General features: G+C 67.6%; 23 protein-coding genes and 1 pseudogene. 15 read left to right on the top strand and 9 right to left on the bottom strand.

Annotation, left to right across the window (positions count from 1 at the left end):
• Window positions 1-11: 11 nt before the first annotated feature.
• On the bottom strand, window positions 12-791 hold the full coding sequence (locus tag LL236_RS09810; RefSeq protein ID WP_228178564.1) for a glycosyltransferase family 2 protein: 780 nt from the start codon (window positions 789-791) through the stop codon (window positions 12-14).
• A gap of 104 nt (window positions 792-895) precedes the next feature.
• On the opposite strand from LL236_RS09810, the gene LL236_RS09805 reads away from it, so the two are divergent.
• The 3 genes from LL236_RS09805 (at window position 896) to LL236_RS09795 (ending at window position 5,392) form a co-directional block, all read left to right on the top strand.
• Complete coding sequence (locus tag LL236_RS09805) at window positions 896-2,509, top strand: acyl-CoA dehydrogenase family protein (protein WP_228178563.1); 1,614 nt, start codon at window positions 896-898, stop codon at window positions 2,507-2,509.
• A gap of 85 nt (window positions 2,510-2,594) precedes the next feature.
• A protein-coding gene (locus LL236_RS09800) for an IS3-like element ISAar43 family transposase (RefSeq protein ID WP_228178562.1) occupies window positions 2,595-3,745 on the top strand; the annotation gives its coding sequence in 2 pieces (ribosomal slippage) (window positions 2,595-2,865 and window positions 2,865-3,745; 1,152 coding nt in all).
• 447 nt (window positions 3,746-4,192) lie between these two features.
• Complete coding sequence (locus LL236_RS09795; RefSeq protein ID WP_228178676.1) at window positions 4,193-5,392, top strand: IS110 family transposase; 1,200 nt, start codon at window positions 4,193-4,195, stop codon at window positions 5,390-5,392.
• Between the two features lie 24 nt (window positions 5,393-5,416).
• Here the strand turns inward: LL236_RS09795 and LL236_RS09790 are convergent, their stop codons facing one another.
• Entirely contained in the window at window positions 5,417-5,623 is a 207-nt protein-coding gene (locus LL236_RS09790; RefSeq protein ID WP_053548866.1) for a hypothetical protein, read from the bottom strand.
• A gap of 232 nt (window positions 5,624-5,855) precedes the next feature.
• The gene (locus LL236_RS09785; RefSeq protein ID WP_228178561.1) at window positions 5,856-6,227 is read right to left on the bottom strand and encodes a hypothetical protein; all 372 of its coding nucleotides are present in this window, start codon (window positions 6,225-6,227) and stop codon (window positions 5,856-5,858) included.
• Between the two features lie 590 nt (window positions 6,228-6,817).
• Between LL236_RS09785 and LL236_RS09780 the strand changes: the two genes are divergently transcribed.
• Together LL236_RS09780 and LL236_RS09775 are read left to right on the top strand one after the other, a co-directional pair.
• Window positions 6,818-7,762, top strand: a complete 945-nt coding sequence (locus LL236_RS09780) for an alpha/beta fold hydrolase (protein WP_035964342.1) — start codon at window positions 6,818-6,820, stop codon at window positions 7,760-7,762.
• Between the two features lie 230 nt (window positions 7,763-7,992).
• Window positions 7,993-8,205: pseudogene (locus tag LL236_RS09775) on the top strand (integrase core domain-containing protein); the annotation flags it as partial.
• A gap of 344 nt (window positions 8,206-8,549) precedes the next feature.
• On the opposite strand, the gene LL236_RS09770 reads toward LL236_RS09775, so the two are convergent.
• The gene (locus tag LL236_RS09770) at window positions 8,550-9,179 is read right to left on the bottom strand and encodes a response regulator (RefSeq protein ID WP_228178560.1); all 630 of its coding nucleotides are present in this window, start codon (window positions 9,177-9,179) and stop codon (window positions 8,550-8,552) included.
• Window positions 9,176-10,786: a GAF domain-containing protein gene (locus tag LL236_RS09765; RefSeq protein WP_228178559.1), complete on the bottom strand. Its 1,611-nt coding sequence runs from the start codon at window positions 10,784-10,786 to the stop codon at window positions 9,176-9,178. Before LL236_RS09765 ends, LL236_RS09770 begins: the two co-directional genes overlap by 4 nt.
• A 116-nt stretch (window positions 10,787-10,902) precedes the next feature.
• Between LL236_RS09765 and LL236_RS09760 the strand changes: the two genes are divergently transcribed.
• The 3 genes from LL236_RS09760 to LL236_RS09750 all read left to right on the top strand — a co-directional run bounded on the left by LL236_RS09760 (window position 10,903) and on the right by LL236_RS09750 (window position 14,102).
• A complete protein-coding gene (locus LL236_RS09760; RefSeq protein WP_228178558.1) occupies window positions 10,903-11,811 on the top strand; it encodes a universal stress protein in 909 nt (302 codons plus the stop codon).
• Between the two features lie 38 nt (window positions 11,812-11,849).
• The gene (locus tag LL236_RS09755; RefSeq protein WP_228178557.1) at window positions 11,850-12,521 is read left to right on the top strand and encodes a GAP family protein; all 672 of its coding nucleotides are present in this window, start codon (window positions 11,850-11,852) and stop codon (window positions 12,519-12,521) included.
• Between the two features lie 75 nt (window positions 12,522-12,596).
• Complete coding sequence (locus LL236_RS09750; protein ID WP_228178556.1) at window positions 12,597-14,102, top strand: arylsulfotransferase family protein; 1,506 nt, start codon at window positions 12,597-12,599, stop codon at window positions 14,100-14,102.
• A 78-nt stretch (window positions 14,103-14,180) separates the two neighbouring features.
• On the opposite strand, the gene adhE is transcribed toward LL236_RS09750, so the two are convergent.
• Window positions 14,181-16,880: a bifunctional acetaldehyde-CoA/alcohol dehydrogenase gene (gene adhE / locus LL236_RS09745; protein WP_228178555.1), complete on the bottom strand. Its 2,700-nt coding sequence runs from the start codon at window positions 16,878-16,880 to the stop codon at window positions 14,181-14,183.
• Window positions 16,881-17,050: 170 nt separating this feature from the next.
• On the opposite strand from adhE, the gene LL236_RS09740 reads away from it, so the two are divergent.
• Window positions 17,051-17,443: a nuclear transport factor 2 family protein gene (locus tag LL236_RS09740; protein ID WP_228178554.1), complete on the top strand. Its 393-nt coding sequence runs from the start codon at window positions 17,051-17,053 to the stop codon at window positions 17,441-17,443.
• A 2-nt stretch (window positions 17,444-17,445) separates the two neighbouring features.
• Here the strand turns inward: LL236_RS09740 and LL236_RS09735 are convergent, their stop codons facing one another.
• The 3 genes from LL236_RS09735 to LL236_RS09725 all read right to left on the bottom strand — a co-directional run bounded on the left by LL236_RS09735 (window position 17,446) and on the right by LL236_RS09725 (window position 18,586).
• Window positions 17,446-17,685: a toxin gene (locus LL236_RS09735; RefSeq protein WP_228178553.1), complete on the bottom strand. Its 240-nt coding sequence runs from the start codon at window positions 17,683-17,685 to the stop codon at window positions 17,446-17,448.
• The gene (locus LL236_RS09730) at window positions 17,682-17,945 is read right to left on the bottom strand and encodes a ribbon-helix-helix protein, CopG family (RefSeq protein WP_228178552.1); all 264 of its coding nucleotides are present in this window, start codon (window positions 17,943-17,945) and stop codon (window positions 17,682-17,684) included. Before LL236_RS09730 ends, LL236_RS09735 begins: the two co-directional genes overlap by 4 nt.
• A gap of 68 nt (window positions 17,946-18,013) precedes the next feature.
• Window positions 18,014-18,586, bottom strand: coding sequence for a YdeI/OmpD-associated family protein (locus LL236_RS09725; protein WP_228178551.1), 573 nt, complete (start codon window positions 18,584-18,586; stop codon window positions 18,014-18,016).
• 75 nt (window positions 18,587-18,661) lie between these two features.
• On the opposite strand from LL236_RS09725, the gene LL236_RS09720 reads away from it, so the two are divergent.
• From LL236_RS09720 to LL236_RS09695, 6 genes are all read left to right on the top strand, one after another.
• Window positions 18,662-19,147, top strand: coding sequence for a dihydrofolate reductase family protein (locus LL236_RS09720; RefSeq protein WP_228178550.1), 486 nt, complete (start codon window positions 18,662-18,664; stop codon window positions 19,145-19,147).
• 130 nt (window positions 19,148-19,277) lie between these two features.
• Window positions 19,278-19,901 carry a hypothetical protein gene (locus tag LL236_RS09715; protein ID WP_228178549.1) on the top strand — a complete coding sequence of 208 codons (624 nt, stop codon included), beginning with the start codon at window positions 19,278-19,280 and terminating at the stop codon, window positions 19,899-19,901.
• A gap of 92 nt (window positions 19,902-19,993) precedes the next feature.
• Complete coding sequence (locus LL236_RS09710; RefSeq protein WP_228178548.1) at window positions 19,994-20,245, top strand: type II toxin-antitoxin system Phd/YefM family antitoxin; 252 nt, start codon at window positions 19,994-19,996, stop codon at window positions 20,243-20,245.
• Window positions 20,242-20,502 carry a Txe/YoeB family addiction module toxin gene (locus LL236_RS09705; RefSeq protein WP_228178547.1) on the top strand — a complete coding sequence of 87 codons (261 nt, stop codon included), beginning with the start codon at window positions 20,242-20,244 and terminating at the stop codon, window positions 20,500-20,502. The genes LL236_RS09710 and LL236_RS09705 overlap by 4 nt, the downstream gene beginning before the upstream one ends.
• Window positions 20,503-20,605: 103 nt before the next feature.
• Entirely contained in the window at window positions 20,606-21,064 is a 459-nt protein-coding gene (locus LL236_RS09700) for a MarR family winged helix-turn-helix transcriptional regulator (RefSeq protein ID WP_228178546.1), read from the top strand.
• Window positions 21,065-21,087: 23 nt separating this feature from the next.
• Complete coding sequence (locus tag LL236_RS09695) at window positions 21,088-21,573, top strand: glutathione peroxidase (RefSeq protein ID WP_228178545.1); 486 nt, start codon at window positions 21,088-21,090, stop codon at window positions 21,571-21,573.
• Window positions 21,574-21,578 lie beyond the last annotated feature (5 nt).

Here is a 21,578-nt window from a genome sequence, read left to right as displayed (position 1 = left end):
GGCGACTGAGCCTAGGTGACGGCAACCCCTCGGTCCTCGCCATCCTGGCCTTCCTGTGGATAGCTGTCGTGCCGGCGCCGCCAGGGAGCACCCGCGGGCCAGCTGGCGGCGAAGGTCGGAACGACCCGCCCGACCCTGCGCGCGAGACCTCGGACCGAGGTCAGGGGGCGTGCCGAGACCGGCATTGTGAGCGACCGATCCCAGCGCACCCCGTCGCTCTCGCGCAGGTGGATGGTGAGGTCGAGGTCGTCGTGGATGCGGGGGTTCTCGCGGTGCACCACCGTGCGGGCCCGCTCCCAGATGGCAGCACGCATCGCGAAGTTCGACCCGAACACCAGCGGGATGCCGAGCCACAGGTTCACCCAGACCCTCCCCCCACCGATGTACCAGTGCTCGCCGAGATAGCTGATGACTCTGCCGGCGCCGTAGAACTCGGCGCCGCCGGTGAGCACCCCGAGCGCGGCGTCGCTGTTGAAGGCTGACTCAATGCGCGCCAGCCAATCCGGATGGGGCCGGGAATCGGCATCCAGTCTTGCAATGATGTCGCTGGTGGGTAGCGCAGCGTCGTATCCGCGTGCGGCGGCGGGCCAGATCCCCACGAGCGGCTCGTCGATCAGCTCGACACCGGCCTCGCGCGCGACTGCCGCCGACTCGTCGGTGCTGCCGTTGTCGACCACGATGATGCGGTCAGCGGGACGCTCTTGCTTCTGCAGGGCGAGCAGGCATTTGCGCAGGAACTCGGCGTCGTTGCGACACGGGATGACGACCGAGATGCGCAGCGCCGATGTCACCCCCTCACCCTATCGGCGCGGTTCGCGGATGCCGGGAGCGCCGCATCCGGGAACCGCCCGTGGCACGTGCGGGCTTACCGTGGAGCCACGGACGAGGGAGTCGGATGAAAACACACGAGGTCGCGAACCAGGCGCCCGCACGCACGGGGCTGGATGAGTACGAGGCGAACATCGCCCTGCGCGAGGGCGTCGAGACCTACAGCGGGCCAGGTGCCGCGGCGCGGCTGCACCACATCGGGCATCGCGTCGGCTCTTCCGCCTTCCAACGCGATGCGGTGCGCGCCAACCGGGTCGAGCCGGTGCTGCATACGCACGACCGCTGTGGCCGCCAGCTCGATGAGGTCGAGTACGACCCGGCCTACCACCGCATCATCGGCGCGGCATTGGCCGACGGCGCCCACACCGGGGCGTTCCGAGAGCCCGGGCCCGGGGCATCCGTCGTGCGCGCCACCGCGTTCATGCTCTATGCGCAGGTAGAACCCGGCCACGCGTGTCCCGTCTCGATGACCCACGCGGCGGTTCCGGTGATCGCCCAGCACGACGAGCTCGCCCGGGAGTGGATGCCGCGGCTGCTGAGCAACGACTACGAACCGGATCTCGCGCCGGGAAAGCGCAGCGCCCTTTTCGGGATGGCGATGACCGAGAAGCAGGGCGGCTCCGACGTGCGCGCGGGAACGACGGTCGCCAGGCCGATCGGCGGTGACGAGTACGAACTCACCGGGCACAAGTGGTTCTGTTCCGCCCCGATGTCTGACGCCTTCCTCGTGCTCGCGCAGGCGCCCGGAGGCCTGTCGTGCTTCCTTCTCCCCCGGCTGCTGCCCGACGGCTCGCACAACGAGATCCGCATCCGTCGCCTGAAAGACAAGGTGGGCAACCGCGCCAACGCCTCGAGCGAGGTCGAGTACGAGGGCGCCCGCGCACACCTGGTCGGCGAGGAAGGCCGCGGCGTGCGCACGATCATCGAGATGGTGACGCGCACGCGACTGGACTCGGTGCTGGGGTCGACTGCCGGGATGCGGCAGGCAACCGCCGAAGCCGCCTGGCACGTTCGACACCGCGCCGCGTTCGGAGCACGCCTGATCGACCAGCCGCTCATGACGCAGGTGATCGCGGATCTGCAGCTCGAAACCGAGGCTGCCACCGCGACCTCCCTACGGCTGGCCCGTGCCTACGACGAGGACGCGACGGCCGAGGAGGTGGCCTTCCGCCGCCTGGCCACCGCGGTGGCGAAGTACTGGATCTGCAAGCGGGGTCCCGGGCACGCCTATGAGGCGATGGAGTGCCTGGGCGGCAACGGGTACACCGAGGCGTTCCCCCTCGGGATGCGGTATCGCGAACAGCCCGTCATGGCGATCTGGGAGGGGTCGGGCAACGTCATCGCGCTGGATGTGCTGCGAGCGCTCTCGCGCGACCCGCAGAGCTTCGAGGCCTTTGACGCCGAGCTCGCGCGGTCAGCGGGGGCGGACAGGCGCCTGGACGCGCATGTGCGAAGAACCCGCGAACTCATCGGCGAGCTCAGTCGCGACGACGCCCGCGACGCCCGCGCCCGAGAGCTGGTCACGGCGCTCGCACTCGCTGTGCAGGGATCGCTGCTGGTGCGCGCAGCGCCCCCGTCGGTAGCCGACGCCTTCATCGGATCACGGTTGGGCGGCGATGGTCACCTCTCCGGCGTCCTGCCGCTGGGCACGGATGCGGCATCCATCGCGGCTCGCGCCTGAGGTGGGCTGACCCCGTTTGGTAGGTCCGGTGGTTGTGTGAGTCGTCCTGTTGCCCGGGGGTCCGGGCAGTGAGACTGGTCAGATCATGACGAACAGCAGGAAGCGTCACACCTCGGAGCAGGTCGTCCGTAAGCTCGGGCAGGCCGACAGGATGCTCGCGGGCGGTAGCGACATCGCCGGGGTGTGTCGAGAGCTCGGAGTGTCCGAGCAGACGTACTACCGGTGGCGGAACCAGTTCGGCGGCCTCAAGGCCGACGACGCAAAGCGCCTGAAGGAGCTGGAGAAGCAGAACGCGACCCTGAAGCGTCTGCTCGCGGAAGCGGAGCTGGAGAAGGCCGCGCTCAAGCAGCTGGCTGAGGGAAACTTCTAGGCCCGGGCAGGCGCCGCGCCGCCGTCGACCACCTCAAGCGCAAGCTGCGGGTGAGCGAACGAATGGCGTGCCGTCTGGCCGGACTGAGCAGGTCCGCATACCGTCGCCCGCTCCAGGGTGAGACGACAGCCGACCCGGACCTGGCGTTGCGGGACTGGCTGCGGGCGTATGCGAAGAAGCATCCGCGGTGGGGATACCGCAGGGCCTACCACGACGCTCGCGGCGAGGGGTGGGTCGTGAACCACAAGAAGATCCAGCGGCTCTGGCGCGAGGAAGGGCTGCGCGTCCCGCAGCGGCGTCGCCGCAAACGCGTTGGGTCTTCGACCGTCGACGCCCCGGCAGCGGTCGCACCGAACCTCGTGTGGGCGGTGGACTTCCAGTTCGACGCGGACGAGCAGGGCCGTCCGATCAAGATCTGCTCCATCGTCGACGAGCACACCCGTGAGTGCATCGGAGGGCTTGTCGAGCGGTCGATCACCGCGGACCGGCTCACCGCCCACCTCGAGGACCTCGTCGCCGTCCGCGGCGCGCCCGCGGTGCTCAGATCAGACAACGGCCCGGAGTTCATCAGCGACGCGATGGCCGACTGGGCCGGCACCCGCACCGGCCTGTTCTACATCCCGCCCGGCTCGCCCTGGCACAACGGGTACGTCGAGTCGTTCAACAGCAGGCTCCGCGACGAGTGCCTGAACATCAACAGCTTCTACTCGCTGCTCCACGCCCAGGTCGTGATCGGCGGCTGGAAGACCGAATACAACCACGACCGCCGGCATTCATCGCTCGGCTACCTCGCACCCGTCGACTACGCTCGGCAATGCACCCATCAATCGGAAACCGACGACTCGCACAGCGACCGGACCGAATGAAGGGGGCGGCCCAGCCTCCCCCGGCATCTCGGGGGAACGTTCACAGTGTTCTCACGCGAAGGGACGCTGCTGCACGACGCGGAGAAGAGGTGCCAGGCCGCCCCGCAACACCGCGCGGGTCCCAGGATCACCGAGAGGCTGCCGCCGAATTCGATGGCCGGGCCGAGTGATTCGACCCATGAGGGCGCCGGTCCCGGACTCCCCCGTTACTTTCTTCATGACCGTCTGGCGGAGGATGCTGGGCGGTGACGGCCTGCTGGGCCCGGCATGATTGCTGCCCCCTGTCCTTGATGATCCGGGGGGTGTTGTCACCGGGCCTGGTTGGCGGTGTGTGATCGCTGATAGGGGCCAGGCCCGAGCACGCTCGAGGCCGTTCGTAACGTGGATGCCGAGACGCACCGCCTGCGGACGCCGTCGGGAGCGAACGGAGGCAACGTGGTCACCAGTATCGACAGATACGACGAGGTCGGCGTGTTCGTCGGGCTCGATGTCGGCAAGGGCGAACACCACGCCGTCGCCCTCGATCGGGCCGGCGAGCGGCTGTTCGACAAGCCGTTGCCGAACGACGAGCGTCGACTGCGGGCAGTGCTCGACCAGCTCGCGACGCACGGGACCGTGCTGCTGGTCGTGGATCAGCCGGCGACGATCGGCGCGCTGCCGGTCGCCGTCGCGCAGGCTTTCGGGGCTCTGGTCGGCTACCTTCCCGGGCTGGCGATGCGGCGCATCGCCGATCTGCACCCGGGCGAGGCGAAGACCGACGCGCGGGACGCCGCGATCATCGCCGAGACCGCACGGACGATGCCGCACACGCTCCGCTCGATCCAGGTCGCGGACGAGCAGGTCGCGGAACTGTCGATGCTCTGCGGGTTCGACGACGACCTCGCCGGACAGATCACCCAAGTCAGCAACCGCATCCGCGGGCTTCTCACCCAGATCCACCCCGCGCTGGAACGCGTGATCGGGCCACGGCTGGACCATCCCGCGATGCTCGACCTGCTGCAGCACTACCCGTCCCCTGCGGCGATGCGATCAGCGGGTGAGAAAAGGCTCGGGAACCGGCTGCTCAAGAACGCGCCGAGGAAGGGTCGCGTCTGGGCGGGCGAGATTGTGACCGCCCTCGGTGAGCAGACTGTCGTGGTCACCGGCACCGACGCGGCAGCGCTCGTCCTCCCGCGGCTGGCGGAGCAGCTCGCCGCGCTGCGCAGGCAACGGGACGAGATCGCTGGTGAGGTCGAGAAGATCGTCGAGCAGCACCCTCTTCAGCCGGTCCTGACGAGCATGCCCGGAGTCGGCGTCAGGACCGCAGCCCGGCTCCTCACCGAAGTCACCACCAGAACCTTCCCGACCGCCGGGCACCTCGCCGCCTACGCCGGCCTCGCACCCGTCACCCGCAGATCCGGGGCCTCCATCCGGGGTGAGCATCCGTCCCGCCGCGGGAACAAAATCCTGAAACGGGCCATGTTCCTCTCCGCGTTCGCCGCGCTCCGCGACCCCGAGTCGCGCGCCTACTACGACCGGAAGATCGCGCAAGGCAAACGCCACAACCAAGCACTCATCGCCCTCGCCAGACGCCGATCGGACGTCCTCTACGCCATGCTCCGCGACGGCACCCTCTACCAGCCACACACCACCGCGATCGCCGCGTGAGCTTCGTCCGGACGGAGCCAGAGTTCAGCGCGGGTCGGCAGCCGCCCGCCGCGACGACCTCATCGACCCGATCGGCATCATCGGCACGGCCAGACCGGCGAACGCGATCAGAGGCCAGAAACTGCTCGACACCACCGCCAACACAATCCCCACGATCGCCAGCGCGATCGCGATTGACCACACGAGGACCCTCAGCCAAGTCGGGACCGTGGATTGCTTCGCGCTCCTCATGTCCGAAGCCTAGCCGCCAGCGTTACAAGCCCGACGAGACGCACACGACGTTCCCAGCAGCCACCCCGTCGTGCTTGACAAAGAACATAGGGGCACCCCCCCCCGAGGGGCGGAGCCGACATGCGGCGACGGCGCCACCCTCGCAAGCGTGACGCGTCGCTCGGCCGGGCTCGGCGATGCAGGCCCGCCACAGGTGGGCGTGGTGGTGATGGCCACGCCCACCTGTGGTCGCTCAGGAGCGGGCGAAGAGCATCTGGTTGACGGACTTGTTCGCACCCCAGGCGGAGGTGGGGCGGGCGCCCTTGCCGAGCTCCCACGCGATCGTCACCGAGCGACCACGCGTGATGGAACGCAGGCGCGAACCGGTGTGCACGTCACCCACACGCGAGGACGTCTTGGCGTTGATCACGGCCATGACCTGCGCCTTGCTCGCGTCGGCGGGCACCCGCACCGTCACGAACTGCCAGTTGTTCGCGCCCCAGAGGGCGCGGTCCTCGCGGTAACGCAGCACGCCGTCGTCGTCGAGGCGCGCCACGACCCGGGCCTGAGCCGCGGTCTTGGGCATGTACCGGTCCACCTGGAAGGTGCGCTGCACCGCCTTCACTGCGGGGACGCTCGGACGGGTCGTCGGGCGCGTGGTGGGCGTGGTCGTGGGGCGCGTCGTCGGCGCGGGCACCGTAGTCGCGGGCGACGTGGGCCGCGGCGTGATCGCCGGGACCGAGGTCGTCGGCGCCGGGCTCGTCGGCCGGGGGGCCGTCGTCGGGTACACGCAGCACCGGAGCGGGGACGCCGTTTCTCCATGTGATGTCCCGTGTCGCCTGTCTGATCGACCCCGGCCTCACCTTCCGTAGCCGCGATGCCGAGGCCTGGTCCACGTTCTGCGGGCCGTCCGGGCGTGGACGGGCACGCCCGGCGCCGGCACAGAGCGTCCGAAGTGCCACGGGGCGGGCCGGCAGACATGATCCGGGCGGGACGCGGCCCCCCACCGGGGGTGACCCTGCCGGGCCGCCGGGTCCGGACCCGGTCACGCGGCTCTCGGGACGGGCTGGGCGCGTACCTGCCGCTCTCAGCGCCCGCGACAGGGAGTTCCGCGAGTAGGCGACGGAGGTCGGGGGCCGGACATCCCGTTGTCGGCAGGTACGGTAGGGTCATACCGTCGAGCTCCCCGCCCGAGGGCATGACGAGGAGGTCAGCATGGCTCTGCGCGAACTCGAGTTCACGTCGCACAACGGCACCGACACCATCCAGGCCTGGGTGTACGAACCGGCGGTCACGCCGGTGGCGGTGGTCCAGCTCATCCACGGTCTCGGCGAGCACTCCCGCCGGTACCTGCACATGACGGCCGCGCTGGTGGATGCGGGGTTCGTCGTGGTCGCGGACGATCACGCGGGTCACGGTCGGACGGCGATGCAGTCGGGGACGTGGGGTGACGCCGGTGACGAGTCGGCGACGGTCATCGTGCAGGACGAGGTGACGCTGTACCGGAAGGCCAAGGAGCTGTTCCCCGACCTGCCGTACGTGGTGTTCGGCCACAGCCTGGGGTCGATGATCGCGCGGGCGCTGGTGCTGCAGCCGGGTGTCGAGGTCGACGGGCTCGCGCTGGGCGGTATCGCCGTGGGCATGCGCGGTGTCGAGTCGACGCTGGATCGCGAGGCCCTGAAGGCTGCCGTGGCGGCCGACGGTTCCGCCCCCGCTGCGGATGCGTTGGTGGGCCAGCTGTTCGACGGCTTCTACGACCGCCTCGGCCCGGACTTCGGCCCGACGGACTGGGTGGCGCGCAACGCGGACGTCGTCCGTGATCACGGCCGCGACCCCTTCAACAACTTCGGCGCCCCCTTGAGCAACCGGTTCCTGCAGGGCTTCGTCGACGTGTACGACCAGGCCAACGGCGACGACTTCTTCGACCGCCTTCCGCAGGTTCCCGTCGCGATCTTCGCGGGCGCGGAGGACCCGGTGACCAACTACGGCGAGGGTGCGCGCGAGGTCGCCCGGCGCCTGGAGGAGAAGGGCCACGACGTCGAACTCCACATCTACCCCGACGTCCGCCACGAGGTTCACAACGAGCCCGAGACCCGCGCCGAGATGGAGAACTCCCTCATCGAGTTCGTCCACCGCGCCGCCGGGCGGGACGACGCCTGACCCCCGAGGCGCACCCGGCCGCTCGCGCCCAAGCACCGTGACGGGGCCCTGCCGTGAGGATCGTCTCTCGGCAGGGCCCCGTCGGTGATGTAAGGTCTCAGGCCATGACGGGACGCACGCGTCGCCCAGCGAGGGGCTCGTCCATGGTGACCTCGCGAAGCGGAGGATGTCGCCGGTGGCGCAGCGAGGGCGAGAGGCCTGGCCACGGGTGACCTCGCCGAAGTGAAGGCGAGGATGCCGAGAGCAGGCTCCGCGACGAGTGCCTGAACATCAACAGCTTCTACTCGCTGCTCCACGCCCAGGTCGTGATCGGCGGCTGGAAGACCGAATACAACCACGACCGCCGGCATTCATCGCTCGGCTACCTCGCACCCGTCGACTACGCTCGGCAATGCACCCATCAATCGGAAACCGACGACTCGCACAGCGACCGGACCGAATGAAGGGGGCGGCCCAGAGGTGTCTCGGCATCCGTCGCGGGAATCTGACACGGCCTATGGGAGCGGGACCAAAGACCCTATGGACTGAGGTGTTCGGTGCGGCACTCTGATGTCAGACCACAAAAGTCGTCCGAAGCCCCACCGAGGATGACAGGTTTCGTCGCTGGACGATGTTCGGCGACGCACGTGGGGAGAGGTATCCGGCGGATCACCCAAACCTGGTGCAGCGGGCCCGCCGTCGATCTGCGAGCCTCCCCCACGCATGCCGTCGCGGCGCCCGACTCGTCACCGGGCGCCGCGACGGCCTCACTGTTTTCGGCTCGCGACGCGCGGATCGCGACGCGCGGCTATTGCGAGCGAAGCGAGGTGGCGTAGACGGCTGCCTGAGTGCGCCGCTCCATGCCGAGCTTTCGCAGCAGCCCAGTCACGTAGTTCTTGACCGTCTTTTCCATGAGGTCGAGGCGCTCCCCGATCTGGCGGTTGGTGAGACCCTCGGCGATGAGTTCGAGCACCTGACGCTCGCGCTCGGTCAGGTCGACACCGGGCGTGCTCGAGCGAGTCTCGCGTGCCTGCTCGCGCACCCGCGTCGCGGCAGCCGACGAGAGCAGGTTCTTGCCGGCTGCGACAGCACGGATGCCGTCAAGCAGTCCATTGGCCTTGATGTCTTTCAGGACGTAGCCGGCAGCGCCTGCCAGCACCGCCGAGTAGGCGGCTTCGTCATCGTCGTACGCGGTGAGGATGAGGCATGTGACGCTCGGGTACTGGGAGCGGATCTCGCGGCAGACATCGATGCCGCTGCCGTCGGGAAGCCGCATGTCGAGGACCGCGACATCGGGCATGGTGGCCGCGATCCGGCCGAGTGCCTGCCGGGCTGTGGATGCCTCGCCGATCACTTCCATGTCGCGCTCGGCGTCGATCAGGTCGACCACCCCGCGACGGACGATTTCGTGGTCATCGAGCACGAAGACACGGATCATGTGGTCTCTCCCTGGGCCAAGGGCACCGCCCACCGCAGGCGGGTGCCGCCGCCGGCGCGTCCGGTGAGGGCGAACTCCCCGTTCCAGCGCGCGGCGCGATCCTCAAGATTACCGACCCCGCTGCGGCGCGTCGTCGACTCTGGCACGCCGACTCCGTCATCGAGGATTTCGACGACGAGCATCTCGTCGGCGATGCCGACTCGCACCGAGGTCTCCGTCGCCTGAGCGTGGCGGGCAACGTTGCTGACACCTTCGCGAACTACCGCTACGACGTCTTCAGCAACATCCGGGGGCGTGCGCAGATCCAGCGGTCCCTGGAAGACGAGTCGCGGTGACTCGGAGAACGAGGGGGCTACCTCGCTGATGACATCCACGATGCGGTGCCTGACCGATCCGGATGAGGCGCGGGGTTGGCGGAGGGCGAAAATGACGGTGCGGATCTCGGTGATCGCAGCATCCAACGCATCGACCTGTTCGAGCAACTCGGTTCGCGCTGACGCGTCGCCGACCCTGCCTGCGACGGCCTGCAGCGAGAGCCCGGCGCCGAACAGGCGCTGGATGACGTGATCGTGCAGGTCGCGGGCGATGCGGCCGCGCTCGTCCATGAGCGCGAGCGCCTGCCGGTCGGACCTGCCTCGCGCGAGCTCGAGGGCGATCGTGGCTTGCGCTGCGAGGTCCGCGGCGAGGTCGACATCCTTGTCGGTGAACCGGGGGGCACCGACGGGCCGTCCCACAGTGAGGACCATGGGGGCGCCGTCTGCACCGAGCATCGGCACGACCACCGTCGGACCCCACGCGACGAGTTCGTCCCCGAGTTCGACGGTGTCGCCGCTGGCCTGCAGCGGCTGCCAACTGTCGAAGACACGGCCGGAGAGGGTGCCAGCTTGCGCATGAACGGAGCCGGTGAGTTCGTCGGCGTGCTCGCCGCGCGCTACCTCGACGCACATCATGGTGTCGCTGATCGATGAGATCACCACGACGGTGGCGGCATCCGTGAGCTGGAGGACCTTGTCGGCCAGAAGCTGCAGCGGCCTGCCGGTCTCGTCCGAGAACATGGCTGCGCTCATCTCGGCCGCGGCTGCGGCCCACCGTTCGCGGCGCACCGAGTCTTCGTACAGGCGCGCGTTGTCGATGGCGATGCCCGCGGTGGCAGCGAGGGTCTCGAGCAGCTCGGTGTCCTCTTCGCTGAAGGCGCCGTCGGGGTGCTCAGTGAGGTAGAGGTTGCCGAACACCTCACCGCGGATGCGGATGGGAACCCCGACGAAGCTGTCCATTCTCGGGTGGTTGCGCGGAAAGCCGACCGAGCGCGGGTCGTGACCGATGTGCTCCAGCCGGATCGGGCGAGGATCATGGATGAGGGCTCCGAGCACGCCGCGGCCACGCGGGGGCGGGCCGATCGCTTCGACGGTCTCGGCACTCAACCCGACGTGGATGAATTCCTCGAGCATCCCGTCGGGTCCGATCACACCGAGGGCACCGTACTTCGCGCCGACGAGCTCAACTGCCGATTCGACAATGCGGCGCAGCACCGCCGAGAGCTCCAGCTGGCTCACGACAGCGGCGTTCGCCGTCAGGAGACTGCGCAGCCGTGCCTCGATATCAGCCACCCGGTTACCCCGTTCTCGTCCCTCGGCTCTCTCGCCAGGATCCTATCGCGGGACCTTCGACCCTGTGCGGGGAACTTGGCGGGCCGGATGCTGGAACAGACAGGAGGGGCAGACGGATGCGAAACACACTGCACGACTCGCACGTGGGCCTGTCCGAGGGCGGCTCGTTGAGCGCCCCGGCCGGCGACACGATCTGGCGGGTATCGCCCTACGATCGCCTCGTCGTGGGCGTAGACGGGTCAGGTCCGAGCACCGGCGCGCTGGCATGGGCCATCGCGTACGCGGCCGATCACGCCACCGAGCTCCTGCTCGTGCACGTTGTCGACGACACGTGGGGCGTTGCCGGCGCCGACTATATGGCTGATGCGCAACGGCGCGGCATCCACGTGCTTGACGCTTCCCGGCGCCGCGCGGTGGATGCGGGCGTCGCCCACGTGCAGACCGAACTCGTCCACGGTCGCGCGCCCAGTGTGCTGTCGGGCGCTGCCCGCCCGCACGACCTTCTCGTTGTGGGTTCGCACCGCACCGGCTTCTTGCGTGGGCGCGCGTTCGGCGCAGCATCCGTTTATGTCGTCGCTGCCGCCCGGTCGGCGGTCCTGGTCGTGCCGAACCTGCCGCTTGAGGGCCGGCACGGTGTCGTGGTCGGGGTCAGCGGATCGCAGGCCTCGGATGCCGCGCTGATGCAGGCAGCTCGCGAAGCGGCGCGCACGGATCAGCAGCTGGTCCTCATCCACGCCCGGCCTCCGGTTCCGCACGAGGAATCGTCGAGCAACGGTGAGTACCGCGCGTCGGCTGCTCGGGATGTCGTCGCACGCGCCAGCGCACACGCTCTCATCGACATCCCTCACCTCGACCTGAGTTCCCTGGTCGTCGCCGACAACGTCGCCCCGGCGCTGCTGACAGCGTCCATCGATGCCGCGATGCTGGTGATCGGGCGCGGCCAGAGCGAGGAGCCCCCGAACATCTCGACGGTGGTGCATGACGTGCTCATGAACCTCAACGCGCCGGTGCTCATCGTCCCCTGACACCGCGAGCACCCCACCCGCGGCTCTAGAGTCGAGGGGTGGATTCGGTGCTGTGGTACGTCGTGCCGCTGGGGGTTGCGGCGGCGCTGAGCGTGTTCCCGATCCTCGCGGTCGTGCTGCTTCTGCTCTCGCCGAACCCCATCCCGGCGAGCGTCGGCTACCTCGCGGGGTGGTCGGGCGGGGTGCTCGTGCTCGTGACGCTGTTCTCGCTCGGGGCTCGCCTCATTCCTCCATCGACGACAGAACGGATGCCGTCCTGGGCGCACGTGGTCGAGATCGCTATCGGCGTGCTTCTCGTAGTGGGAGGGGTCTGGCGCACGGCGGCCGATCGCCGGCGCCCGGAACCTGCCAGCGCGCCATCGTGGACGAAGGCGCTCGACAATGTCGGGCCGCGCCGGGCCTTCGCGTTCGGACTTGCGATGAACGTGAGGCCCAAGAACCTTGCGATCGCGTTGGCGGCGGGACTGGCGATCGGTTCGGCCTCCCTCAGCATCGTCGGCAGCAGCCTCACGGTGCTGATCTTCACGGCGGTCGCGGTCTCGACGGTCGCGGCCCTGGTCTTGGCGTATGTCTTCGGCAGCCATTCGATTCGGCCCCGGCTCGAGCGTTTCAGCGACTGGCTCGTGGCGAATTCCTCCCTCGTGCTGAGTCTCTCGGTCGTGCTGATCGGAGCCCTGCTGATCGTCATCGGCACCGTCAATCTGCTCTGACACGACAGGCGGTGCTTGTGTGAGAATCTCCTCAGCGGGGGCCGCCAGGGCGATGTTCCGTGGCACACTCCCCCAATGGTGAGTCGCAGAACCCTCGCTGTTGTCGGCGTCGCGGGAGCGCTCGCGCTCGGGGGCTGTGCGGCGCAAACGAGCACGCAGGAGCCGAGCGAAGAGGTCACGGCTGAGCCGTGGTCGTTCGTGAGCCGGCCTGATCTGACGCCCCCGATCGTGACCGTGACCACCTCCGAGCGCGGCGCGACGCTGGACCGCGACGGCATGTATGCGTTCCTCGGCCCCAAAGATCTCGACCAGGGGTCGGCAATGCAGGGCGCCGCGATCGTGGATGGCGACGGCGACCCGGTATGGGTCGCGAACACGGGCGATGACTCGGCGTTCGATCTGCGTGTGCAGGAGTACCAGGGTGAGCCGGTGCTGACCTATTGGGTGGGCCAGTCAGGATTCCATGGGCGCGGCGAGGTCATCATCCTGGATGACACGTACACCGAGATCGCGCGTGTGTCGACCGGGGAACCGATCGGTGCGGGCAACGCCGACATGCACGAGACGACGATCACCGATGACGGCACGATGCTGCTTCTCGCGTACGTGACAGCTCCCGCAGACTTGACCGAGGTCGGGGGCCCACGCAACGGCTACGTCCTGGAGGGTCACGTGCAGGAGGTGGATATCGCCACCGGCGAGGTGCTGTTCGAATGGGCATCGCTGGATGAAGTCCCGGTGACGGAGTCGAGGCATGTTCTCGACGAGGACGGCGGCACCCGCGCAGAGCCGTACGACTACATCCACCTGAATGCCGTATCGCTGGACGGCGACGACGGGTTCCTGGTTTCGGCGCGCAACACGAGCACGGTCTACCGGCTCGATCGCGAGAGCGCGTCCGTGGACTGGCGCTTGGGTGGGCACAGCAGCGACTTCGAGATCGACGGCGATGCCGAGTTCGCGTGGCAACACGACGCTCACCGCCGCGCCGATGGCACGATCACCCTGTTCGACAATCAGTCCGAGGATGACGCCGGCTGGTCGCGCGGGCTGCGCCTGGCCGTCGACGAGGATGCCATGACAGCTTCGCTCGTGGCGCAGTACACGCCCGAGCAGGATCGGCTGTCGGCGACACAGGGCAACCTGCAGGAGCTTGCCGGAGGGAACGTCGTCGTTGGGTGGGGCTCGCGGCCGTTCTACTCGGAGTTCGATCGCGACGGAACCCTGCTGTACGAGGCGACCTTCACTGCCGGGACGAGCTACCGGGCGTACGTACTGCCGTGGTCGGCGATCCCCGCCACTCCCCCGGATGCGCAGCTGGTCGAAGACGGCCCCTCGGCGAGCCTGTTCGCCTCGTGGAACGGCGCCACCGAGGTCGCATCGTGGCTCCTCGTGACGGGGCCGGATGAGGCATCCGCTGTCGAGATCGCACGCGCGCCGCGGGAGAGGTTCGAGACCGAGATCCCGATCCCCGCGGGTGCGACGCTCGGGGCGTACGTCGGGGTGCGGGCGATGGATGCCGCGGGCGAGGTGATCGGCGGCGGTGCCGCCCAGATCGCCGCACCCGAGCCGTCGAGCTGAGGTTGCTGCCGCCCGGCATCAGGGCACGCCGAAGCCCCGCCGGGAAACGCGACCCGGCGGGGCTTCAGTGATTTCGTACTACGCGCCGCGCTTGGCGAGCGGGGATGCGGGGGCCTCTGCCGGGGTTTCTCCCGCAACCGCAACCTCACCGCGGTGGGCACGGACCTCGTCGAACGAGGTTCCGTAGTACGCCGCCTCCATGAGGGTTTTCATGTCGGCAAGCATCGGCATCCGGGGGTTGGCCGGAGCGCACTGGTCTTCGTAGGCAGCCATCGCGAGCTCGTCGAGGCGGCCGATGAAGGCCTCCTCTGCGACACCCTGCGCCTGGAAGGAACGCTCGATGCCGACGAGGTCACGCAGCTTCTCCACGGCCCGGGCGTAGGACTCGACACCCTCTTCGGGGGTCGCGGCCTTCAGGCCCAGGTGCTGTGCGATCTGCTGGAACCGTTCGGGAGCGATGTAGCGCTCGTACTTGGGCCAGCTGGTCAGCTTCGTGGGGATGCGTCCGTTGTAACGGATGACGTGAGGCAGGTAGATCGCGTTGGTGCGTCCGTGGATCAGGTGGAACTTCGATCCGGTGACGTGAGCCATCGCGTGCACGATCCCGAGGAACGCGTTGCCGAAGGCCATACCCGCGATGGATGCCGCGTTGTGCATCTTCTCGCGTGCCTGGATGTCGGCGGGGTCCGTGCTGCCGGGGCGAGCCTTCGCGCTACGTTCGATGTTCTCGAAGATCAGCTTGATGGCGTGCAGGGCCAGGCCGTCGGTGTAGTCGTTCGCGTACACCGAGACGTAAGCCTCCGTCGCGTGCGTGAGGGCGTCGAATCCGGCATCCGCCACGACCTTGGCCGGCAGAGCCGAGGTCAGGACCGGGTCGATGATCGCCACCGACGGGGTCAGCGCGTAGTCGGCGAGCGGGTACTTCATTCCCGTCTCGTCATCCGTGATGACCGCGAACGGCGTCATCTCAGAACCCGTGCCCGAGGTGGTCGGGACGCAGACGAGCTGAGCCTTCTTGCCGAGGTCGGGGAACTTGAACGCGCGCTTGCGAACATCGAAGAACTTCTCGCGCATGTCGGAGAACTGCACGTCGGGGTTCTCGTAGAGCAACCACATGACCTTGGCGGCATCCATCGGGGAACCGCCACCGAGCGCGATGATCGTGTCGGGGTTGAACTCCCGCATCTCGGCAGCTCCCGCGACGACGCTCGAGAGCTTCGGCTCAGGCTGGACGCGGTCGATGATCTGCAGGTGCACGCGGTTACGGCGGCGGTTGAGCACATCGATGACCTTGTCGACGAAACCGAGGTTGGTCATCGTCGGGTCGGTGACGATCGTGACCCGCTCGACGTTTTTCATGTCGATGAGGTAGCGGATCGCGTTCGGCTCGAAGTAGGTCTTTGCCGGAACCTTGAACCACTGCAGGTTGTTGTTGCGACGACCGACACGCTTGACGTTCACGAGGTTCACCGCCGAGACGTTGTTGGAGACGGAGTTGCGTCCGTAAGAACCGCAACCGAGGGTCAGAGACGGCATGAACGCGTTGTAGATGTCGCCGATGCCACCGAGGGCCGAGGGGGCGTTCTCGATGATGCGGACGGCGCGGACGCGCTTGGCGAACTCGTCGATGACGCTCTGGTCATTGCTGTGGATCGCACCGGAGTGGCCGAGGCCATCGAAGTTGACCATCTGCTCAGAGAGCGAGATGCCTTCTTCGGCGTTCTTGGCGCGCAGCACGGCGAGCACCGGGGCCAGCTTTTCGCGGGTGAGCGGCTCCTGCGGACCGACGACGGCGCACTCGGCGAGGAGCACCGAGGTGTCTTCGGGCACCGTGAAGCCGGCCTGTTCGGCGATCCACACCGGGGACTGTCCGACGACCTTCGCGTTGAGCTTGGCCTCGCCGCAGTTCTTGGCGTTGGCGTGGACGCCGAAGATGAACTCTTCGAGCTTGCGCTTCTCGTCAGCGTTCACGACGTAGGCGTGAAGGCGCGTGAACTCAGCCATCGCCTCGGTCGCGATCGGCTCGTCGAGGATGACGGCCTGCTCGGACGCGCACACCATGCCGTTGTCGAACGCCTTGGAAAGCACGACGTCGTTGACGGCGCGGCCGACCTTGGCGGAGCGCTCGATGAAGGCGGGGACGTTTCCGGCGCCGACGCCCAGAGCGGGCTTGCCGCAGGAGTACGCGGCACGAACCATCGCGTTGCCACCGGTCGCGAGGATCAGCGCGACTCCGGGGTGGTTCATGAGCTCGCCGGATGCCTCGAGTGAGGGCTCGGCGATCCACTGGATGCAGTTCTTCGGCGCACCGGCCGCGACTGCGGCATCCCGAACGATCTTCGCCGCAGCGACCGAACAGTTCTGAGCTGACGGGTGGAAGGCGAAGACGATGGGGTTGCGGGTCTTCAGCGCGATGAGGGACTTGAAGATCGCGGTGGAGGTGGGGTTGGTCACCGGGGTGATGCCCGCGACGACGCCGACGGGGTCGGCAATCTCGGTGATGCCGGTGATCTCGTCGTGGCTGATGACGCCGACCGTGCGCTGCTTGATGATCGAGTGCGTGACGTGCTCGCACGCGAACATGTTCTTCACGGCCTTGTCTTCGAACAGTCCACGGCCGGTCTCTTCGACGGCCAGGACGGCGAGTTCGCCGTGGTGGTGGAGAGCGGCGACCGATGCCTTGCGCACGATGTGGTCGATCTGCTCCTGCGTGAACGACGCGTACTCGGCCAGAGCATCTTGTGCTCGTGCCACGAGTGCATCGATTGCGGTGGACATCGGATCCTCCTACCTGGTGTGGACCCGGTGTCCACGCCTTCGTCCTGACACCATCGTGGCACTGTGGTCAGACCACATATAGGGACCATGGTCCCCGTGGAGGCGGTTGGACGCGGCGGCCTCGCGGATCGCTAGTGTCGAGCCATGGCCACGCCGAAGGAGGGACGCGGATGGATGTCGACCGATTGGTCCACGAGTACCTGGCGAGCCTCGAGATCGGCGATGCCAAGCGGGTGATCGCGCTCTTCGCGCCCGACGGGATCGTCGAGTCTCCCCTGTATGGCACGATGCCCGCGGCTGAGTTCTACCCGGCCCTGTTCGCCGACACGGCTAGCTCGCGGCTGACGCTGCGCGCCACGATGATCGGATCGACCGAGGTCCGCACGGTCGTGAGCTTCTGGTTCGACTTCGACTGGACACTCTCGACCGGCGAACCCGCACCCTTCACCGTGGTCGACGTCGCAGAACTCGACGAGCACGGCCTGATCGAGCGCCTGCACATCGTCTACGACACCTTCCCGATCCGGGATGCCTTCAACAACGCCCACGACGGAGAGCACTGAGGTCAAGGCAGCAGGTCAAGCATCTGGGGTCGAGCCTTCATCGCATGGATGACGAGCTCATTACCGCTGTCGAAGACGAGGACGACGGTCTCGAGCAGCCTCCCCTGCGTGTCGAATCCCAGCCTTAGTTGGCGAGCAGGAGAGTCGTCGTCGAGGTCCTCGATCCACAGCGACCAGGAAGCGGCCTGTCGAATATCTTCGGGCGCGATCCCGTGCCTGAGCGCAGCGTCGTGGATCTTCACGCGGCGTATGCGGCGATCGCTTCGCGGATCAGTTCCGATCGCGACTTGTTCTCGCGGGCGGCGCGAGCGTCGAGCGCGGCGAGCTCATCGGCAGTTAGCCGGAGAGCAACCACCTGCGCGGGTTCCGATCCGCGACCGGGACGTCCGCGACCCCGGCGCTTGAGCGCGTCCACGTCGTAACCCGCGTCGGCCTCCGCCGCCCAAGCTGCGATCTGCTCCTCGGTGACGGGTGTGCCGTTGATGGTCTCGCCGCTACTCATGGCCGCATCGTAATACGAAAAACGCAGCTTCGTGACGGAAATCCCGGTGTGAGTCCAGAATTCCCGACTCAGTGGAGCGTCTCCCCCTGTTCGAGCATCCGGACGTACTCGGCGACGCGGGCTGCACGGGATTCGGGTCGCTTGAGGTTGCCGACGCGGAACGTCATCGCGAAGCGGTTCTGCGCGGATTGGGCTGCGAACGCGGCGGCGATCTTCGGGTCGGCATCCAGCGCCGCCTGCAGCTCGGCAGGGATGTCGCCATCGCTCTGGCGGTAGGCGGCATCCCACCGACCATCGGCCTTCGCGCGGTCGATCTCGAGCTGGCCGGCGGGCCGCATCCGTCCTTCCTCGATCAGACGGTTGACGTGCGCGATGTTTACCTTCGACCAGAGGCTGCGGGGCCGGCGCGGCGTGAAGGCCTGCAGGAAGTAGTCGGCATCCAGTGACTGCTTCTGTCCGTCGATCCACCCGAAGCACAGTGCGACGTCGAGCGCCTCGGCGTAGGTGATCCCCGGCTTGCGCGTGGATGTCTTGCGCAGGCGCAGCCGCACGCCGTCGGGGCTCGGATCGGCATCCAGCCACTGCTCCCAGTCTTCGACGGTGTCGACATGAAGGACGGGCTTGTCGTTGTGGGCGACCATCCTCGAAAACTACCCCCTCGCACCGACACCGCCCGGCGTGGTGAACTGTGCGCACCGCGTCGACGAGGAGGACCCATGGCCGCACGCTTCGTGTATTGGATGAACGTCTCGCTCGACCTGTTCATCGAGCACGCGCACGACGAGCAGGGCGGCGGCGACTGGATGAGCATCGGCGACGAGCTGCACGAGGAGTTCAATGCGCGCGCCGAGGCGCTCACGATGATGGTGCAGGGCCGCAAGGTCTTCGAGACGATGGAGAGCTTCTGGCCCGAGGCGCCGTACAACACGACGGTGTTCGGCGGGGATGACGCGATCAAGCGGCTCGGTGAGCTACGTGCCAGTTCGAGCGGAGACATCGGGGTCGGCGGGGCGGATGTCGCGACGCAGCTCCTCGCGGCGGGGCTGCTTGATGAGGTGCTGCTGTTTACGCATCCGGTCATCCTCGGGTCGGGACGGCCGCTGTTCGATGAGATGACCTCACCGGTGCGGCTCGAGCTGCTCGAGCAGGCGACCTACGCCGGTGGCGTGACGATGCACCGCTACGCGATTGGGGATGTCTGACCGCAACGATCGGGCAGGCCCCACGAACTTGAGTGCGGATGATTCGTTGATGCGCGGATCAGGTTATCGACCACATAATCGGGACGTCCGAGAGGGCTCATACCAGCGGGCCCCGTCCTATCGTGGTGGCATGCGCGCGATCCAAGTCGACGAACGAGACTCATCGTGGGAATCGAACGAGCCGCGCTACCGGATCTACGTCTTCGAAGGCCCCGGCTCAGCGGTGACCACGGTCGATCTTGTCGACGCGACGCTCAGAGACGTTGAATCGTCCGCGACGACGCTCGCCGGAGATGACCGTCTGTGGTCGGTCGCGCTGGTCGTCGACGACTCCACCCACGGACGCGGCCTAATCTGGTTGGTCGGAGGCGACTACAACTCGCCGCCGACGTCACCGCGTGAGTGGCGAATGCGCGCGGAAATGCAAGACCGGCTCCTCTCGCGGCGGAGCCAAAAGAAACTTCCGCTCACCCTCCCAGACGGGCGGCGCGTGATTCGACTCTTTCCGGATTGGGGTCGCGAGTGGCCGCTATGGGAGTCCTTCAGCGAGCGGTACGCGCTCGCCGCCCGGGATCTGCCCCTCAGTCGTGAGCTGGCCGCCGATCTCCACCAGTGGAACGCCGTTTGGCAGGCCCGGGACGAGACCGAGCCGGTGCCAGAGGGGTGGATCGAGCACGGGCGACTGCTCCACGCGCGCATGCAGGAGCAACTCGACGAGCTCGCCGAGGTGCGTCCAGACTTCGAGATGCCTTGACAGCGTCACTCTTTACGGAGACATGAATGCGGTCCCGACCGAACACCAGAGTGGTACCGTTTTACGTACTACTCAGCCGAAGGGTCGCAGCCATGGCCGCCATCACCGCGAGCGAAGCGCGAAAGAGCCTGTTCGGGCTCATTCAGCAGGTCAACGAGGACCACACGACCGTTGAGGTCGTCTCCCGCCGCGGCAACGCCGTGATTATGTCCAAGGACGACTTCGACGCACTCACCGAGACTGCCTACCTCCTGCGCAACCCGGCGAACGCGGAGCGACTGCTCGAGGCCGTCGAGCGCGCACGTCGCGGAGAGTTTGAGCAACACGACCTCCTCGACGCGTGACGCGATCGCTCACCTTCGACCCGAACGGGTGGGAGGACTACGTCTATTGGCAGACGCAGGACCGCAAGACGCTGAAGCGGATCAACCTGCTGATCGCGGATGTCGTGCGCGATCCGTTCGACGGCATCGGAAAGCCCGAACCGCTCCGTCACGTTCTTTCAGGCGCCTGGTCTCGTCGCATCGACGAGAAGAACCGACTCGTCTACTACGTGACCGATGACCACATCGTCATACTGCAGGCGCGAGACCACTACTGATTCGCGGCACGCAAGCCGGCCGTACGTTGCGCGCAGATACGAGAGAGCTATGAGCCATCGCAACAACCTTGCATCCAAATAACTTGCATGCAAAGCTTCTCGTGTGACCCGACCCAGCGTGACCCTCGAGGATTCCGTGTGCTTCGCGGTCTACTCCGCCGCGCAGGCAACCGTGCAGCTCTACCGCGACCTGCTCGCGCCGTGGGGTGTGACGTATCAGCAACTGCTCGTGCTCGGCATCCTGTGGCGTGACGAATCGACCAGCCCGGGGCGCATCGCCGACGAACTCCACCTCGACGCCAGCACCATCACCGGACTCGTCAACCGTCTCGAAGCCGCGGGGCTCGTCATCCGTTCCCGCCCGGCCGGCGATCGGCGCACCGTGATGGTGACCGCGACCGAGGCATCCGCCGACCTGCAAGCGTCCCTCCACCGCGTCGCGGGGTGCGTCGCCGACGCGATGAAGATGGCCCCGGATGCTGCGCACAGCCTCATCAGCTCGCTTCATGATCTGCGAGAGAACCTCACCAGCGCTGACCGCCCCTCGCTTCGCTCCGCCTAACCCCTCCCGAAAGGACCCCACCCATGGACCTCTCTGACATCCCCGTCACCACCCTTCGCGGCGAGCAGACCACCTTCGGCGCGCTCACGGGCGGCAAGGCCGCGCTCGTCGTGAACGTCGCGTCGCGCTGTGGGCTCGCTCCGCAGTACGAACAGCTCGAGGAGCTGCAGAAGACCTATGGTGAGCGCGGGTTCACGGTCATCGGGTTCCCCAGCAACCAGTTCCTGCAGGAGCTGAGCTCGGAAGAAAGGATCGCCGAGTACTGCTCCGCGACCTGGGGCGTGACGTTCCCGATGACCGAGAAGGTCAAGCTCAACGGCAAGAACGCGCATCCGATCTACCAGCAACTCACCACGGTTCCGGGCGCCGACGGCAAGGCCGGCAAGATCAGCTGGAACTTCGAGAAGTTCGTCATCAGCCCCGACGGTCGCGTCTGGCGCTTCAGCCCCCGCACCCTGCCCGACGCCCCCGAGGTCATCGAGGCGATCGAAGCCGCACTCCCCGCCTGATCAGG

Source organism: Microbacterium schleiferi (assembly GCF_020781975.1).
Taxonomy (GTDB): Bacteria; Actinomycetota; Actinomycetes; order Actinomycetales; family Microbacteriaceae; genus Microbacterium.
This window is presented reverse-complemented; position numbering and strand designations above follow the sequence as displayed.